The 15,286-nt window shown below is 65.3% G+C and carries 12 protein-coding genes and 1 tRNA gene; 5 read left to right on the forward strand and 8 right to left on the reverse strand.

The features are described 5' to 3' along the window. The first annotated feature begins 27 nt into the window (after nucleotides 1-27). A complete protein-coding gene (locus tag FGU64_RS09220; RefSeq protein ID WP_139952727.1) occupies nucleotides 28-1,257 on the forward strand; it encodes a DUF459 domain-containing protein in 1,230 nt (409 codons plus the stop codon). Nucleotides 1,258-1,311: 54 nt separating this feature from the next. Here the strand turns inward: FGU64_RS09220 and FGU64_RS09225 are convergent, their stop codons facing one another. From FGU64_RS09225 to gltB, 4 genes are read right to left on the reverse strand one after another with little or no spacing between them, the layout of a single operon-like run. Next, on the reverse strand, nucleotides 1,312-2,766 hold the full coding sequence (locus tag FGU64_RS09225; RefSeq protein ID WP_139952730.1) for a glutamate synthase subunit beta: 1,455 nt from the start codon (nucleotides 2,764-2,766) through the stop codon (nucleotides 1,312-1,314). 23 nt (nucleotides 2,767-2,789) lie between these two features. Continuing rightward, nucleotides 2,790-3,200 carry a PIN domain-containing protein gene (locus FGU64_RS09230; protein ID WP_136356385.1) on the reverse strand — a complete coding sequence of 137 codons (411 nt, stop codon included), beginning with the start codon at nucleotides 3,198-3,200 and terminating at the stop codon, nucleotides 2,790-2,792. Continuing rightward, nucleotides 3,197-3,475 (reverse strand): AbrB/MazE/SpoVT family DNA-binding domain-containing protein, encoded by a 279-nt coding sequence (locus tag FGU64_RS09235; RefSeq protein ID WP_136356387.1) that lies wholly within the window; start codon nucleotides 3,473-3,475, stop codon nucleotides 3,197-3,199. The genes FGU64_RS09230 and FGU64_RS09235 overlap by 4 nt, the downstream gene beginning before the upstream one ends. 49 nt (nucleotides 3,476-3,524) lie before the next feature. Next, complete coding sequence (gene gltB / locus FGU64_RS09240) at nucleotides 3,525-8,255, reverse strand: glutamate synthase large subunit (protein WP_139952733.1); 4,731 nt, start codon at nucleotides 8,253-8,255, stop codon at nucleotides 3,525-3,527. A gap of 456 nt (nucleotides 8,256-8,711) precedes the next feature. Here gltB and FGU64_RS09245 point away from each other — a divergent pair, with 456 nt between their 5' ends. Next, nucleotides 8,712-9,755, forward strand: coding sequence for a low specificity L-threonine aldolase (locus FGU64_RS09245; RefSeq protein ID WP_139952736.1), 1,044 nt, complete (start codon nucleotides 8,712-8,714; stop codon nucleotides 9,753-9,755). Between the two features lie 66 nt (nucleotides 9,756-9,821). On the opposite strand, the gene FGU64_RS09250 is transcribed toward FGU64_RS09245, so the two are convergent. Then, the gene (locus FGU64_RS09250; RefSeq protein ID WP_136356392.1) at nucleotides 9,822-10,289 is read right to left on the reverse strand and encodes an Hsp20 family protein; all 468 of its coding nucleotides are present in this window, start codon (nucleotides 10,287-10,289) and stop codon (nucleotides 9,822-9,824) included. Nucleotides 10,290-10,774: 485 nt separating this feature from the next. Here FGU64_RS09250 and FGU64_RS09255 point away from each other — a divergent pair, with 485 nt between their 5' ends. After that, nucleotides 10,775-11,764, forward strand: a complete 990-nt coding sequence (locus FGU64_RS09255) for an alpha/beta hydrolase (protein ID WP_139952739.1) — start codon at nucleotides 10,775-10,777, stop codon at nucleotides 11,762-11,764. 4 nt (nucleotides 11,765-11,768) lie between these two features. On the opposite strand, the gene hisN is transcribed toward FGU64_RS09255, so the two are convergent. Together hisN and FGU64_RS09265 are read right to left on the reverse strand one after the other, a co-directional pair. Next, complete coding sequence (gene hisN, locus FGU64_RS09260; RefSeq protein ID WP_136356394.1) at nucleotides 11,769-12,542, reverse strand: histidinol-phosphatase; 774 nt, start codon at nucleotides 12,540-12,542, stop codon at nucleotides 11,769-11,771. Between the two features lie 92 nt (nucleotides 12,543-12,634). Further along, on the reverse strand, nucleotides 12,635-13,576 hold the full coding sequence (locus FGU64_RS09265) for an N-formylglutamate amidohydrolase (protein WP_180375665.1): 942 nt from the start codon (nucleotides 13,574-13,576) through the stop codon (nucleotides 12,635-12,637). Between the two features lie 162 nt (nucleotides 13,577-13,738). On the opposite strand from FGU64_RS09265, the gene FGU64_RS09270 reads away from it, so the two are divergent. Further along, nucleotides 13,739-14,101, forward strand: a complete 363-nt coding sequence (locus FGU64_RS09270; RefSeq protein ID WP_006199474.1) for a response regulator — start codon at nucleotides 13,739-13,741, stop codon at nucleotides 14,099-14,101. A gap of 141 nt (nucleotides 14,102-14,242) precedes the next feature. Beyond that, nucleotides 14,243-14,317 (forward strand) — tRNA-Val (locus FGU64_RS09275). A gap of 99 nt (nucleotides 14,318-14,416) precedes the next feature. On the opposite strand, the gene FGU64_RS09280 is transcribed toward FGU64_RS09275, so the two are convergent. Continuing rightward, the gene (locus FGU64_RS09280) at nucleotides 14,417-14,665 is read right to left on the reverse strand and encodes a hypothetical protein (RefSeq protein ID WP_139952741.1); all 249 of its coding nucleotides are present in this window, start codon (nucleotides 14,663-14,665) and stop codon (nucleotides 14,417-14,419) included. Nucleotides 14,666-15,286 lie beyond the last annotated feature (621 nt).

The following is a 15,286-nucleotide window of genomic DNA, read 5'->3' on the forward strand; positions in this document are numbered from 1 at the left end:
GGCAGGCCCGAGCCATGGAGCGGATGCTTGATCTCGGCAAGGCGCATCGGCGGGGTTCTGCGGCATGTGTCGCTCATGCTCGTCGCCGTCGCCGTGCTTGCGGCAGCCGTCCTTGCCGCCGCGCAGACACCGGTTCTGGCCCAGGATCAGGGCTGGTCGCTGCGCGATCTCCTGTTCCCGCGCCGGCGCGAGCGCATCGAACCGCCGGTCGAAATCCAGAAGCCGAAGAAGAAGACGCGATCCAAGCCGGTGACGCGCAAGGCCGAGCCTGAAATACCGGTCGTCGAGAAGGCGCCGAACGCCCGCACTGTCCTGGTGATCGGTGACTTCATGGCCAGCGGCCTCGCCGAAGGACTGGAGACGGTTTTCGCCGAGAACCCTTCCATCCGCATCGCCGATCGCGCCAAGGGCTCGTCCGGCCTGGTGCGCGACGACTTCTACGACTGGCCGGCCTCGATCAAGGACGTGCTGGAAACCGAGAAGCCCGTGGCGGTCGTCGTCATGCTCGGCTCCAACGACCGGCAGTCGATGCAGGTCGGCGACAACCGCGAGCAGCCGCGCAGCGATGCCTGGACCAAACAGTACGAACAGCGCGCCGAAGCCCTCGCCACGGGCGTCAAGGCCGGCAAGGTACCGTTCCTGTGGGTCGGCATGCCGTCCTTCAAGATCAGCAAGATGACGTCGGACATGCTGGCCTTCAACGACATCTACCGCTCCGTCGCCGAGAAGGCGGGCGGCGAATTCGTCGACATCTGGGACGGGTTCGTCGACGAGAACGGCGCCTTCGTTTCGACCGGTCCCGACATCAACGGCCAGCCGGTGCGCCTGCGCTCCGACGACGGCATCAACATGACGCGCGCCGGCAAGGCGAAGATCGCCTTCTACGCCGAAAAGCCGTTGCTCAAGATTCTCGGATTGGGCGACCCCTCGGGCACCGGCACGTTGTCCGCGCCGGCCGGCCAGCCGGCGGTCACCGGCCCGATGCCGCCGGCGGCCCCGGCCGCCGTGAACCGAACGCCGCCCATGCTCCTCAGCGATCCGGCGCTGGATGGAGGCGGTGAACTGCTCGGCGCCGCGCCGGCGGCCCCGCCAGCCACGCAGGCGCCCGGCGAGAAACTGCCCGGCGAAAAGCTGCTCGTCGAAGGCGTGGCGTCGGAGGCGTCGCCCGGCCGCGCCGACGATTTCTCCTGGCCTCCGAAGGCGCAACCGGCAACCGCCGCGACCGCCGGCGACAAGACGACGGCGATCACGCCGTAAGGCCCGGTCCGCCGATCTGGAGTCCGCTGTAAGCCGTCCAGTCGGGACAGGCGCTCAACGCGGCAGAAGGGTGGAGCCCATCAAGGCCTCGTCGATGGCCCGCGCCGCCTGACGGCCTTCGCGGATCGCCCAGACGACGAGCGACTGGCCGCGCCGCACGTCGCCGGCGGCCCACAGCCCGTCCACGCTGGTGCGATAGTCGCGGTCGTTCGCCGCCACGTTGCGCGACCGGCGTGCGTCGGTGGCGATATCCATCCTGCCATCCAGTTCCTTGACCAACCCGCCTTCCAGCGGGCCGGCGAAACCGATGGCGATGAAAGCGAGATCGGCGCGGATGACGAACTCGGTGCCGGGAACGGGCTTGCGCTTCTCGTCGACCTCGCAGCACTTCACGCCGGTCAACTGTCCCTCCTCGCCGATGAACTCCAGCGTCGCCACCTGGAACTCACGTTCCGCGCCCTCGGCCTGGCTGGAGGACGTGCGCATCTTGGTCGCCCAATAGGGCCAGACCGTCAGCTTGTCCTCCCTCTCGGGCGGCTGCGGGCGGATATCGAGCTGGGTCACGCGCACCGCACCCTGGCGGAAGGCGGTGCCGACGCAGTCGGAAGCGGTGTCGCCGCCGCCGACGACGACGACATGCTGGCCGCCGGCAAGGATGGGTGCTGCCGGCCATGCGACGGACGCAATGTCCTCGCCGCCGACGCGCTTGTTCTGCTGGACCAGATAGGGCATGGCATCGTGCACGCCTTCGAGATCGTCGCCGGGAATGCCGGCCGGGCGCGGCGTTTCGGAGCCGCCGCAATAAAGAACGGCGTCGTACTCAGCCAGAAGTTCGTCGACCTTCCTGTCGACGCCGACATTGACGCCGCAGAAGAAGGTGACGCCCTCGCCCTGCATCTGTTCGACGCGCCGGTCGATGTAGTGCTTCTCGATCTTGAAGTCGGGAATGCCGTAGCGCATCAGCCCGCCGGGCCGGCTCTCGCGCTCGTAGACATGCACCTCGTGGCCGGCGCGGCCGAGCTGCTGCGCCGCCGCCATGCCGGCCGGGCCGGAGCCGATAATGGCAACCCGCTTGCCGGTCTTCACCTGCGGCGGATAGGGGCGGATGTAGCCGGTCTCGTAGGCCTTGTCGGCCAGCGCCTGCTCCACCGTCTTGATGGCGACGGGGATGTCCTCGAGGTTCAGCGTGCAGGCTTCCTCGCACGGCGCGGGGCAGATGCGGCCGGTGAATTCGGGGAAATTGTTGGTCGAGTGCAGGTTGCGGATCGCCGCGTCCCAGTTGCCGTTGTAGACGAGGTCGTTCCAGTCCGGAATCTGGTTATGCACCGGGCAGCCGGTCGGCCCATGGCAATAAGGCACGCCGCAGTCCATGCAGCGCGCCGCCTGCTTTTCCACTTCCTTGTCCGACATCGGCAAGGTGAATTCGCGGAAATGACGGATGCGGTCTGAAGCCGGCTGGTACTTCGGCACCTGCCGGTCGATCTCGAGAAAACCTGTTACCTTGCCCATGTTCGTTCCAACCTGGTATTCGTTCAAGGCTGCGACCGCAGCCAGTTCTCGATCTTGAGGCCCGGGACGCGGGAAAACTCCCCGACATTCGCCGTAACGAGAGTGGCGTCCAAAGCCAATGCATGTGCTGCGATCAGCAGGTCGTTCGGTCCGATCGGACGGCCTCGTCGCTTGAGCTCTGCCCGTAAAGCCCCGTAGTGGCGATCCGCCGGGTACTCAAAGGGCAAGATCGGCAAGACCGAAAACACTTGCTCCATCTGAGCCCTGAGTCGCTTGCTTTGCTTCAACTCCAGCCCGAATTCGATCTCCCCGTTGACAATGATGCTGGTGGCAACGTTTTCTGGCCCGACCTTGCCGATATGCCGAGCAATCGGTCCGGCCGGCTCATCCGCCAGGTTCGACACTGCGTTCGTGTCCAACAGATAAAGCGTCACAGCTTCACGTCGTCCAACGGCAGCAGGTCGCTGTCATCGATTTCCGGGAATCGGTCTTCCGGCGCCAGAGGCTCCAGCGTCGCCAGCACTTCCAGCAGCGTCGGCTTCTTCCTGACCGGCTCAATCGTCAGCTTGCCCGTATCGTCGCGACTGATAAGAACCTCGTCTCCTTCAAATTCGAACTCCTTCGGTATTCTCACGGCCTGGCTACGCCCGTTGCGAAACAGGCTCGCCGTGCGAACGTCCTTGTCATGAGCATTCATGCGCGCCTCCATTTAGCATATGCCAGAACATATGCCAAACCTTCTCGCCGTTCAAGGAAGCCTACTCCGCCGCCACGCTCATGCGCGCGCGCTCCATCTCCTGTAGCGCCCGGCGATACTCGACCGGCATCACCTTGCGGAATTTCGGCCGGTAGATCGCCCAGTCGTCGAGGATCTCCTTGCCCCTGGTCGAGCCCGTGAAATGCACATGGTTGGAGATGAGTTGGTAGAGCCGCTCCTCGTCATGGCTGGTCATGTCGTCGGAGACGTCGACACGGCCCTTGTGGTCGATGTCGCCGCCGTGATGCAGAAGCTTCTCCATCAGGTCGTCTTCTTCCGGAACCGGCTCCAGTTCGACCATGGCCATGTTGCAGCGCTTGGCGAAGTCGCCCGCCTCGTCCAGCACATAGGCGACGCCGCCCGACATGCCGGCGGCGAAGTTGCGCCCGGTCTGGCCGATGACGACGACGATGCCGCCGGTCATGTATTCGCAGCCATGATCGCCGACGCCTTCTACCACCGCCACCGCACCGGAATTGCGCACTGCAAACCGTTCGCCGGCGACGCCGCGGAAATAGCACTCGCCCTCGATGGCGCCGTAAAGCACGGTGTTGCCGACGATGATGGAGTTCTCGGCGACGATCTTCGCTTCCTCCGGCGGCCTGATGACGATGCGCCCGCCCGACAGACCCTTGGCAACGTAGTCGTTGGCAGCCCCCACCAGATCGAAGGAGACGCCGCGCGTCAGGAAAGCGCCGAAGGATTGCCCGGCCGTGCCGGTCAGCTTCACCTTGATGGTATCTTCACGCAGGCCCTTGTGGCGGAAGCGCTTGGCGACCTCGCCGGCCAGCATCGCCCCGGTCGAACGGTCGACGTTGCGGATCGGCACCTCGATCTCGACGGGCTGGCGCGCTTCAAGCGCGGGCTTCGCCTGCTCGATCAGCGTGCGGTCGAGCACGTCGTCGATGGGGTGCTTCTGCCGCTCGGTCCAGTGCGTCGCCTGCGGCGGCGCGTCGGGCTTGTAGAATAGTTTGGAGAAGTCGAGGCCCTTGGCCTTCCAGTGCTCGATGACGGCGCGTTTTTCCAGGAGATCGGTGTTGCCGACGATCTGGTCGAGATGGGTGAAGCCCATCGCTGCCAAAAGCTCGCGCACCTCCTCCGCCACGTAGAAGAAGAAGTTGATGACGTGCTCGGGCTGACCCTTGAAGCGCTTGCGCAGCACCGGGTCCTGCGTCGCCACGCCCACCGGACAGGTATTCAGATGGCACTTGCGCATCATGATGCAGCCGGCCGCGATCAGCGGCGCGGTCGAGAAGCCGAACTCGTCGGCGCCGAGCAGCGCGCCGATCACCACGTCGCGGCCGGTGCGCAACCCGCCGTCCACCTGCAGGGCGACGCGCGACCGCAACCCGTTCAGCACCAGCGTCTGGTGCGTCTCGGCCAAGCCCATCTCCCACGGCGAGCCGGCGTGCTTGAGCGAGGTGAGCGGCGATGCGCCGGTGCCGCCATCGTAGCCGGAAATGGTGATGTGGTCGGCGCGCGCCTTGGCGACGCCGGCGGCAACCGTGCCGACGCCCACCTCCGACACCAGCTTGACCGACACGTCGCCTTCCGGGTTGACGTTCTTCAGGTCGTAGATGAGCTGCGCCAGGTCCTCGATCGAATAGATGTCGTGGTGCGGCGGCGGCGAGATCAGGCCCACGCCCGGCGTCGAATGCCGCGTCTTGGCGATGGTGGCGTCGACCTTGTGGCCGGGCAACTGGCCGCCCTCGCCGGGCTTCGCGCCCTGGGCCACCTTGATCTGCATCATGTCGGAATTGACGAGGTATTCCGCCGTCACGCCGAAGCGGCCCGACGCCACCTGCTTGATGGCCGAACGCTCCGGATTCGGCCCACCGCCCGGCAGCGGCAGGTAGCGGTCCGGCTCCTCGCCGCCCTCGCCGGTGTTGGACTTGCCGCCGATGGCGTTCATGGCGCGCGCCAGCGTCGTGTGCGCCTCGCGTGAAATCGATCCGAACGACATGGCGCCGGTGGAGAAGCGCCTGACGATCTCGGCCGCCGGCATGACCTTTTCGAGCGCGACCGGCTGGCGGCCGGTCTCCCCCGCCAGCTTGAGCTTGAACAGGCCGCGAATGGTCTGTGCGCGCGCCGTCTCGTCGTCGATCTGGGCGGAGTATTCCTTGAACGTCGCCCATGAGCCCTTGCGCACGGCATGCTGCAGGGTGGCGACCGCATCCGGCGACCACATATGCGCCTCGCCACGCATGCGGAACATATATTCGCCGCCGACATCGAGGCTGCCCGCCAGCACCGGGTCGTTGCCGAAGGCGCGGTGGTGGCGCTGCACCGTCTCAGTGGCAAGCTGCTCGAGCCCGACGCCTTCGATCAGCGTGGCGGTGCCGGTGAAATACTTGTCGACGAATTCCGACTTCAGCCCGACGGCATCGAAGATCTGCGCGCCGCAATAGGACTGGTAGGTCGAAATGCCCATCTTGGACATGACCTTGAGGATGCCCTTGCCGATCGACTTGATGTAGCGGGTCACCACTTCCGATGCGTCCACCTCGGGCGGGAAGTCGCCGCGCCGGTGCATGTCGATCAGCGTGTCGAAGGCGAGATAAGGATTGATCGCCTCCGCGCCATAGCCGGCGAGGCAGCAGAAATGATGCACCTCGCGCGGCTCGCCCGATTCCACCACAAGCCCGACTGCCGTGCGCAATCCCTTGCGGATCAGGTGATGATGCACGGCCGCCGTCGCCAGCAGCGTCGGGATGTCGATGCGGTCCGGCCCGATCTGGCGGTCGGACAGGATGATGATGTTGTAGCCGCCGGCCACCGCAGCCTCGGCCCGCTCGCACAGCCGCTCGATCGCCGCAGGCATGCCTTCCGCGCCCTCGGTCGCGGCATAGGTGATGTCGATGGTCTTGGTGTCGAAGCGTTCCTCGGTGTGGCCGATAGAACGGATCTTCTCGAGATCGGCATTGGTGAGGATCGGCTGGCGCACCTCCAGCCGCTTGCGGCGCGAGGAGCCGACGAGGTCGAAGATGTTCGGCCGCGGCCCGATGAAGGAGACCAGGCTCATCACCAGTTCCTCGCGGATCGGGTCGATCGGCGGGTTGGTCACCTGCGCGAAGTTCTGCTTGAAATAGGTATAGAGCAGCTTCGTCTGGTCCGACATCGCCGAGATCGGCGTGTCGGTGCCCATCGAGCCGACCGCCTCCTGGCCGGTGGTCGCCATGGGCGACATCAAGAGCTTCAGGTCTTCCTGCGTGTAGCCGAAGGCCTGCTGACGGTCGAGCAGCGTCACGTCCTTGCGCAGCGCGCGCGCCTCCACGGGGTTCAGGTCCTCCAGGATAAGCTGGGTGTTGGCGAGCCACTTCCTGTAGGGGTGCTTGCCGGCGATCTCGGCCTTGATCTCCTCGTCGGAGATGATGCGGCCCTTGCCGAGGTCGATGAGCAGCATCTTGCCCGGCTGCAGGCGCCACTTGGCGACGATGTGCTTTTCCTCGACCGGCAGCGCGCCGGCCTCGGAGGCGAGGATGACGCGGTCGTCGTCGGTGACGATGTAGCGCGCTGGGCGCAGGCCGTTGCGGTCGAGGGTGGCGCCGATCTGGCGGCCGTCGGTGAAGCACACCGCCGCCGGCCCGTCCCACGGCTCCATCAGTGCTGCATGGTATTCGTAGAAGGCCTTGCGATCCTCGTCCATGAGCTTGTTGCCGGCCCACGCTTCCGGGATCAGCATCATCATGGCGTGGGCCAACGTGTAGCCGCCCTGGAACAGGAATTCGAGCGCGTTGTCGAAGCAGGCCGTGTCGGACTGCCCCTCGTAGGAGATCGGCCACAGCTTGGAGATGTTGTTGCCGAACAGTTCCGAATCGACCGAGGCCTGGCGCGCCGCCATCCAGTTGTTGTTGCCGCGCACCGTGTTGATCTCGCCGTTATGGGCGACCATGCGGTAGGGATGCGCCAGCTTCCACGACGGAAAGGTGTTGGTGGAAAAGCGCTGGTGGACCAGCACCAGCGCCGTCTCGAAGCGCGGATCGGCGAGGTCCTTGTAGTAGGCGCCGACCTGATAGGCGAGGAACATGCCCTTGTAGACGATGGTGCGCGCCGACAGCGACACGCAATAGGCGCCGACGTCCTTGTTGTCGTTCTCGGCATAGATGCGGCCGGAAATGACCTTGCGCAGCAGGTAGAGCCGGGCTTCGTACTCTTCGTCGTCGTCAATGTCGGCGGTGCGGCCGATGAACACCTGCCGGTGGAACGGCTCGGCGGCGGCGATATCCGGCGCCTTCGACAACGAGGAATTGTCGACCGGCACGTCGCGGAAGCCGATCAGCGGCAGGCCCTCCGAAGCGGCCGATTCGCGGATGATCTCGTCGATATGGGCACGCAACGCCGCATCCTGCGGCATGAACCAGTGGCCGACGCCGTATTGGCCGGGCGGCGGCAATTCGATGCCCTGCTTTGCCATCTCCTCGCGGAAGAAGCGGTCGGGAACCTGCACCAGAAGGCCGGCGCCGTCGCCCATCAGCGGATCGGCGCCGACGGCGCCGCGATGCGTCAGGTTCTCCAGCATTGCCAGACCGTCTTCGACTATTCTATGCGACTTCACGCCCTTCATCTGAGCGATGAAGCCGACGCCGCAGGCGTCGTGTTCGTTGCGCGGGTCGTAGAGGCCCTGGGCTGCCGGCAGGCCGGGCAGCGCACCGCCGCTGGCGGTCGTTTTGACGGTCGCCGCTCGCTTCTGCGCGGCGGGGCCGTCTGTCGCAGGGAGCGTGAACGCCGTCATATTCTTCATCCTCGTTTGGCCGGCCGCCAACTGCGCCAGGAAGGTTCTCTTCCCCCAAAGTCGCAGCGCGACACCTGCTCAGGTTACTGACCACGGTCCTTCGAGCGGACCACCGAACATCCCGCTGGCCTTCGGCCGGGAGAAGAGTGCGATCCGCACGTCGCGCCACACCCCGCACCGCGATGATAGCTCATCTTGGCCGGCTGGGCGCGATTAAATAAGACAGCATTACTGTCCTATATCGATATTGCAGAAATCGCAGGGCCACACAAGACCGATTCATCAAAAAACGCGACCGCGCGCGAAATAAAATTGCTCGCATCGCCGGTATGGCGAAATCTTGCCCGATGGCAGGCATCTGGCGGTGTCGCAATTTTCGCCCCGTCTGGCCCTTGCGGTTTGTGCAGGAAGCGCCATGGTCCGGCGTCCCTTCACCAACGCAATCACGGATCCCGCATGTTCTTCGCATCCGACAACTGGGCCGGCGCCCATCCCGCCATCGCCGCCGGCCTTTCCGCCAACGCCGGCGGCTATTCGGCCGCCTATAGCGACGGTGCGCTCGACAAGGCCGTCACCACTCGGTTTTCTGAAATCTTCGAGCGCGAGGTGGCCGTATTCTTTGTTTCCACGGGAACGGCGGCCAACGCGCTGTCGCTGACCGCCTACAACAAATCCGGCGGCATCGCGCTCACCCATCGCGAGGCGCATCTGATCGCTGACGAATGCGGGGCATTCGAATATCTTTCCGGCGGCGGGCGGCTGCATGGCGTCGACGGCGCTTCGGGCCGCATCGATCCGGCGGAACTGGAAAGGGCGCTCGACCGCCTCGCTCCGGAAGTCGTCCACACCGGACGCCCGATCGCGGTGTCGATCACCCAGTCGACGGAGGTCGGCACCATCTACGGCCTCGACCAGATCGCCGCGATCTCGGCCCTGGCCAAGCGCCACAAGCTGCCGCTGCATATGGACGGCGCCCGCTTCGCCAACGCCTTGGTGGCGCTGGATGCCTCGCCGGCCGAGATGACCTGGAAGCGCGGCGTCGACGTGCTTTCCTTCGGCGGCACCAAGAACGGCTGCTGGTGCGCCGAGGCGGTCGTCCTGTTCGATCTCGACCGCGCCCGGGAACTGTCCTTCCTGCGAAAGCGCGCCGCCCAGCTCTTTTCCAAGTCGCGCTTCATCGCCGCCCAGTTCGACGCCTATTTCCGCGACGGCTTGTGGCTGGAGACGGCCCGTCATTCCAACGCGATGGCCGCCAGGCTGGCCGCGGCGGTCGAGCAATCGAAAACGGCACGGCTGGCATGGCGGCCGGAAGCCAACGAGGTTTTCGTTATCCTGAAGAAGACGAACGCCAAACGGCTCGAGGAAGCCGGCGCGGTCTTCTACGATTGGGCCGTACCGCAGGGCCTGACCGTCGAAGCGGACGAGATGCTCTATCGCTTCGTTACCTCCTTCGCCACCACGGCCGAAGACATCGAGCGCTTCGCCGGCTTCGTCGCATAGGCCGCGACAAAAAAGGCGGCGCGGGTTGCCCCACGCCGCCTTCGTCTCACGGGAGGATGAGACGCGTCAGTTCGCGGCCTTGGCCTCGATCTGCTTGGTTTTCGCCGGAGCCGCCGAAATCGCGATCTTGCGCGGCTTCAGTTCCTCGGGAATGTTGCGCTTGAGGTCGACGAACAGAAGGCCGTTCTTCAGCGCGGCGCCCTCGACATCGACATGGTCGGCGAGCTGGAAACGGCGCTCGAAGGCGCGCGCGGCGATGCCGCGGTAAAGCAGCTCCTTGCCGTCCTCGTCGCTCTCTTCCTTGCGCTCACCCTTGATGGTCAGCACGTTGCGATGGGCTTCGATCGAGATCTCGTCGTCCGAGAAGCCGGCCACCGCGACCGAGATGCGATAGGCGTTCTCGCCGGTCTTCTCGATGTTGTAGGGCGGATAGGTCTGGCCGCCCTCGGGCTGGGCCAGCGAATCCAGCATCGTGAACAGCCGGTCGAAACCGACGGTCGAGCGGTAGAGAGGGGAAAAATCGACATGACGCATGATGTGTTCTCCTTTGAGCAACATGGTTTGCGTGATGGCCCTGATGAAACCCTTGGGCGACAACCCTGATGGCGTTCCGGACGGACCAGCGGCCCCGCTATCGGCGGCCGCACTGGTTAGGTGGGAGTGTTTTTTCGGCATTTCAAGACTGTTTTTGCGCCCGCGGCACGCCCCTGCTTGATGAACGCCGGATGAACCGAACCTTCGGATCACGTTCAGGTGACCGTCGCTAGGATCAGCTCAACAGTTCAGCGGCCGAAATGGGTCGCGACGAGATCGAGCCGGGTGTAACGTCCCTTCCTCCCGGATCGACGAAGGCCGGGAGTCCGCTTTGGCGGCTCCCGGCCGTTATCTTGCGGCTGCGTCAGGAGACTTGTCGTCTTTGCATTCTGGCGCATTTGCTTCTATCACCGTGTGACCCTCCCGCAGGCAACCTCACATCAGCCGAAGCGCCGCCTCTCGAAACGCCGCCCCCAAAACGCCGAATGACGGACGATCTGTTCCACGACATCCCCGGCAATCCCCGGCCCGAGAATGCCGAGGGCGGCTTCTTTACCGCCCGCGACGGGCGCCGCGTTCGCTACGCCCGCTTCGCCGCTACCGGTCGGCCTATGAAAGGCACGGTCGTCATTCTTACCGGCCGCAACGAGTGCATCGAGAAATATTTCGAGACGATCCGCGACCTTGCCGGCCACGGCCTCGGCAGTGCCGTCCTAGACTGGCGCGGACAGGGCGGCTCCGACCGGCTGCTCTCCAACCCGCAGCGTGGCTACGTCAAGAGCTTTTCCGCCTATACGGCCGACCTCGAGCAATTCTTCGCGGAAGTCGTGCTGCCCGATTGCCGCGGCCCCTATTATATCCTTGCCCATTCGGCCGGCGCCACGGTGGCGCTGCTCGCCGCCCCCTTCATGACCAACCGCGTCCGCCGCATGGTGCTGATCGCGCCCTTTCTTGCCCTGCCCGGCCAGAAGGTGTCGATGCGCTGGGTGCGGCGCGTCACCACCTTGCTGACCTTTCTCGGCTTCGGCCGCATGTATGCCGCGTGGGGGCCACGGCCGAAGGAATCCACGCCTTTCGCCGTCAACAAGCTGACCACCGATCCCGTCCGCTACCGGCGCAACACCCTGCTTTACGAGACATATCCCGAACTCGCGCTGGGCGGCCCGACCGTGCGCTGGCTGCGGGCGGCGGCGATCGCCGCCGAAGCCGTCAGCGCGCAAGACTTTATGGGCCGCTTCCAGGTACCGACGCTGATCGTTGGCGCCGGCGCCGACGAGGTGGTGTCCACCCGGGCGGTGGAAGCCTACGCCCGGTACCTGCGGCTGGGTTCGTTCCTGATGATCGACGGCGCCCGCCACGAGATCCTGCAGGAAGCCGACCTCTACCGCGAACAGTTCCTCGCCGCCTTCGACGCCTTCATTCCCGGCACCGAGGATGGTGCCCAGCAAGCCTCGACGTCCGACGCGGAAGGCTGAGACACTATCCCCTCAGCGCAGCCATCGCCGCTTCGTGCAGTTCCGGCGTGGCGGCGGCGACGATGTCGCCGCCGTTCTCGGCCGGGCCGCCATCGAAGGTGGTGACGATGCCGCCCGCCTTCTCGATGATCGGGATGAGCGCCACGATGTCGTAGGGTTTCAAGCCGGGCTCGGTGACGATATCGACGCTGCCGGCCGCCAGCATGGCAAAGGCGTAGCAATCGGTGCCGTAGCGCGCCAGCCGCACCGTCTGCTCGAAACGGTTGTAGCGGCCGCGCGCCTCGTCCTTGAACAGGGCCGGCGTGGTGGTGAACAGCGTCGCTTCCTCGATGCGGGTCGTCTTGCGCGTCTGCAACCGGCGCGGTCCGCCGGGGCCTTCATAGTGCGCGCCGGACCCGTTGGCGTAGAACAGCTCGCCGGTGAAGGGCTGCGCCATCATGCCCGCCACCGCCTCGCCGTCGGTGGTGAGCCCGACCAGCGTGCCCCATGTCGGCAGGCCGGAGATGAAGGCGCGCGTGCCGTCGATCGGATCGATCACCCAGACATGCCGGCTGGCGAGGTTCTGGCTGCCGTGCTCCTCGCCGAGGATGCCGTGGTCGGGGAACTCCGCCGCAATCAGCGCCCGGATCGCCAGTTCGGTCTGCTGGTCCGCCTCGGTGACCGGGTCGAAGCCGGCCGCTTCCTTGTTTGCGACCGCGCCCTGCCTGCGGAACCGCGGCAGGGTCTCAGCGGCGGCGGCAGCAGCGATGCGCCGCAAGAAATCGGTCGAGATGTCCAAGACGCCCTCCTCCGCCCGCGCGATCCGGCGCGGCCATCGCTGCATAGCAAAAGCGCGATAGGAATGTCACGCGCCGCAGTGCCGCGCGCAAACTATTCGGCCGCCAGCGGCAGATCGAGGAAATGATGGTCCGGCATCGCCATGAGGTCAGCCGAAAAGCGCGCCAGATCCTCGGCCAGCGCGGGGAAGCCGATCGTCTTCTGCAGCGTGCGTTCGTTCATATAGAGCCCGCGATTGACCTCGACCTGCAGGGCATGCAGCCGCCGCGCCGGCCGGCCGTAGTGCTCGGTGATGAAGCCGCCGGCATAGGGCTTGTTGTGCGCCACGGTGTAGCCCATGGCCGACAGCAGCGAGATCGCCCGCTCCGTCAGCGCCGCGGACGCCGCCGTGCCGAAGCGGTCGCCGACGATGAAATCCGGCCTGAAGCCGCTGTCGCCGACGCGCACGCTGGCCGGCATGGAATGACAGTCGATCAGCACCGCATAGCCGAAGCCGGCATGGGTGCGCGCGATCAGCCGCTTCAGCGTCTCGTGATAGGGCTTGTAGACCGTCTCGATGCGCGCCACGGCTTCCGCCAGCGGCAGCCGCCCGGCATAGATGTCGAGCCCCTCGCCGACCAGCCGCGGCACCGTGCCCAGCCCGCCGGCGACCCTGGCGGAGCGGATGTTGCAATAGGACGGCACCGGTTCGGCGAACATGCGCGGGTCGAGTTCCCACGGCTCGCGGTTGACGTCGAGATAGGCGCGCGGAAAATTCGCCGCCAGCAACGGCGCGCCGAGGGCCACGACCGCGCCGAAAAGCTCGTCCACGTAGCAATCCTCGGACCGGCGGATGGCGGTGCTGTCGAGCCTTGCCATGGCCAGGAAACGCTCGGGATAGAAACGACCGCTGTGGGGCGAGGAGAAGACGAAGGGAACGCGCTGTTCGGCGCCCATGCGGACCTCGAAGGGCGCGACGCCCGAAAAATCCTCGGCGACCGTCGTCAATTCCAACCTGCTGGCAAGCACCGCAACATCATCGGCAAAGCCTGCCACCTCGGCGCCCACCTGTCCAGCTTTTCAACGGCTTGCGGCGCTTTGTACGAAGGTTCAGCGGCGGCATCATTCACTTGATGTTTACCCTCGCCACCTCATATACAGGATGGTTAACGGGATCGCGTTCCAGGATCCCGCTGAGTGATTCGGACGGCAATCGACATGGCACGCATCCTTCTGGCGGAAGACGACGATGATATGCGCCGCTTCCTGGTCAAGGCGCTTGAGCGCGCCGGCTACCAGGTCAGCGATTTCGACAATGGCGCCAGCGCCTACGAGCGCCTGCGCGAAGAACCCTTCTCGCTGCTCTTGACCGACATCGTCATGCCCGAGATGGACGGCATCGAACTGGCCCGCCGCGCCACCGAGATCGATCCCGACCTGAAGGTGATGTTCATCACCGGCTTTGCCGCCGTCGCCCTCAACCCCGATTCGAAGGCACCGAAGGACGCCAAGGTGCTGTCGAAGCCGTTCCACCTGCGCGACCTCGTCAACGAGGTCGAGAAGATGCTGCAGGCAGCCTGAGACGGGACCGCGGCCGGGGCATACCTGCCCTTGTCCGCCGTATCGCGGGGCCAGCGATTCCGGCCCTGCGAATAGCCCGATCTTTTCGCCATGCCGCTATTGACGCGCCGGGGCAAAAGTGGTGTATGCGCGGCCTTGGATGGGCGTATAGCTCAGCGGGAGAGCACTACGTTGACATCGTAGGGGTCCCAAGTTCGATCCTTGGTACGCCCACCATCCAACCCTCTGAAATCGTTGCGACGGTCCGTTCATTTCGAGCGGAATCCGGAGGTCTCGGCAGGTTCATCGAACCTGGTACGGCCGAGGCCTTGCGGTTTATGCCTGCACTGCCGGGTGGAAGAGGTGCCGCAACGACTGGCGCAGCACCGCGAACTCGTCCGGTTCGATGCGATAGCCCTGCACCGAAATCGCCACCACGCGCTTGTCCGACCCGTCCAGTCGCTCGACGGCGACAAGGGCGTCCTCGACATCCCGGCAGGGCATGTCGATCTCGTCCCCCGATCGTGCGGCAAGATAGAGGTGGACGGGCGATATCTCGTCGGCGCGCGCCGTGCGGTGTCTCATCGGATTTTCCAGGTGGATCGGGGTTTGCCCGCCGCTTCGGATCAATCACCCGGCGGTAAACAATCTCTAAACTTTTAGCCGAATCCCACAGATGATTCGCACCTCACAAGGAATCGGCGCACACTCCGCTCCGACCGCTGGACAGGACCTTTCGACGGGCAAGGCCGGGGCGGGTTCGAATCGATGGCCAGACGGCGGCGGTCCGCGAAACGACGATCGAAGCCGCTTTCACGCATTGACGTTTGAAACGATTGAAAAGACATTGCACATCGCTGGCGACAAGCCCTATGGTTCGTCGCAGGGGTATGGAACCGGAACACCCGCATGGCGCATCCGTGGCCGGTGCGGGCGAATAGATAGTCCGGAATGCCCTTCGGGGGAACGGTCCGGACAATAGCGGGCCCGGCAGGCGGTCAGGGACGACGCGGAGGGAAGGACGATCCGGTTTCATCACGGCTGGCACGCCGCTTGGGCAGGCCGGTTGAGTTGGGAGTAGCCGACGGATACCGTCGGCCATAGGAATGCAACAAGGGAGGAGTTCATGTTGCGCAAATTGCTCATTGGAACCATGCTGGCATCCAGCCTCGTCGGCGGCTATGCCGCCACGAGCTTCGCGGCCGG

Source organism: Mesorhizobium sp. 8, assembly GCF_006351905.1.
GTDB lineage: Bacteria > Pseudomonadota > Alphaproteobacteria > Rhizobiales > Rhizobiaceae > Mesorhizobium > Mesorhizobium composti.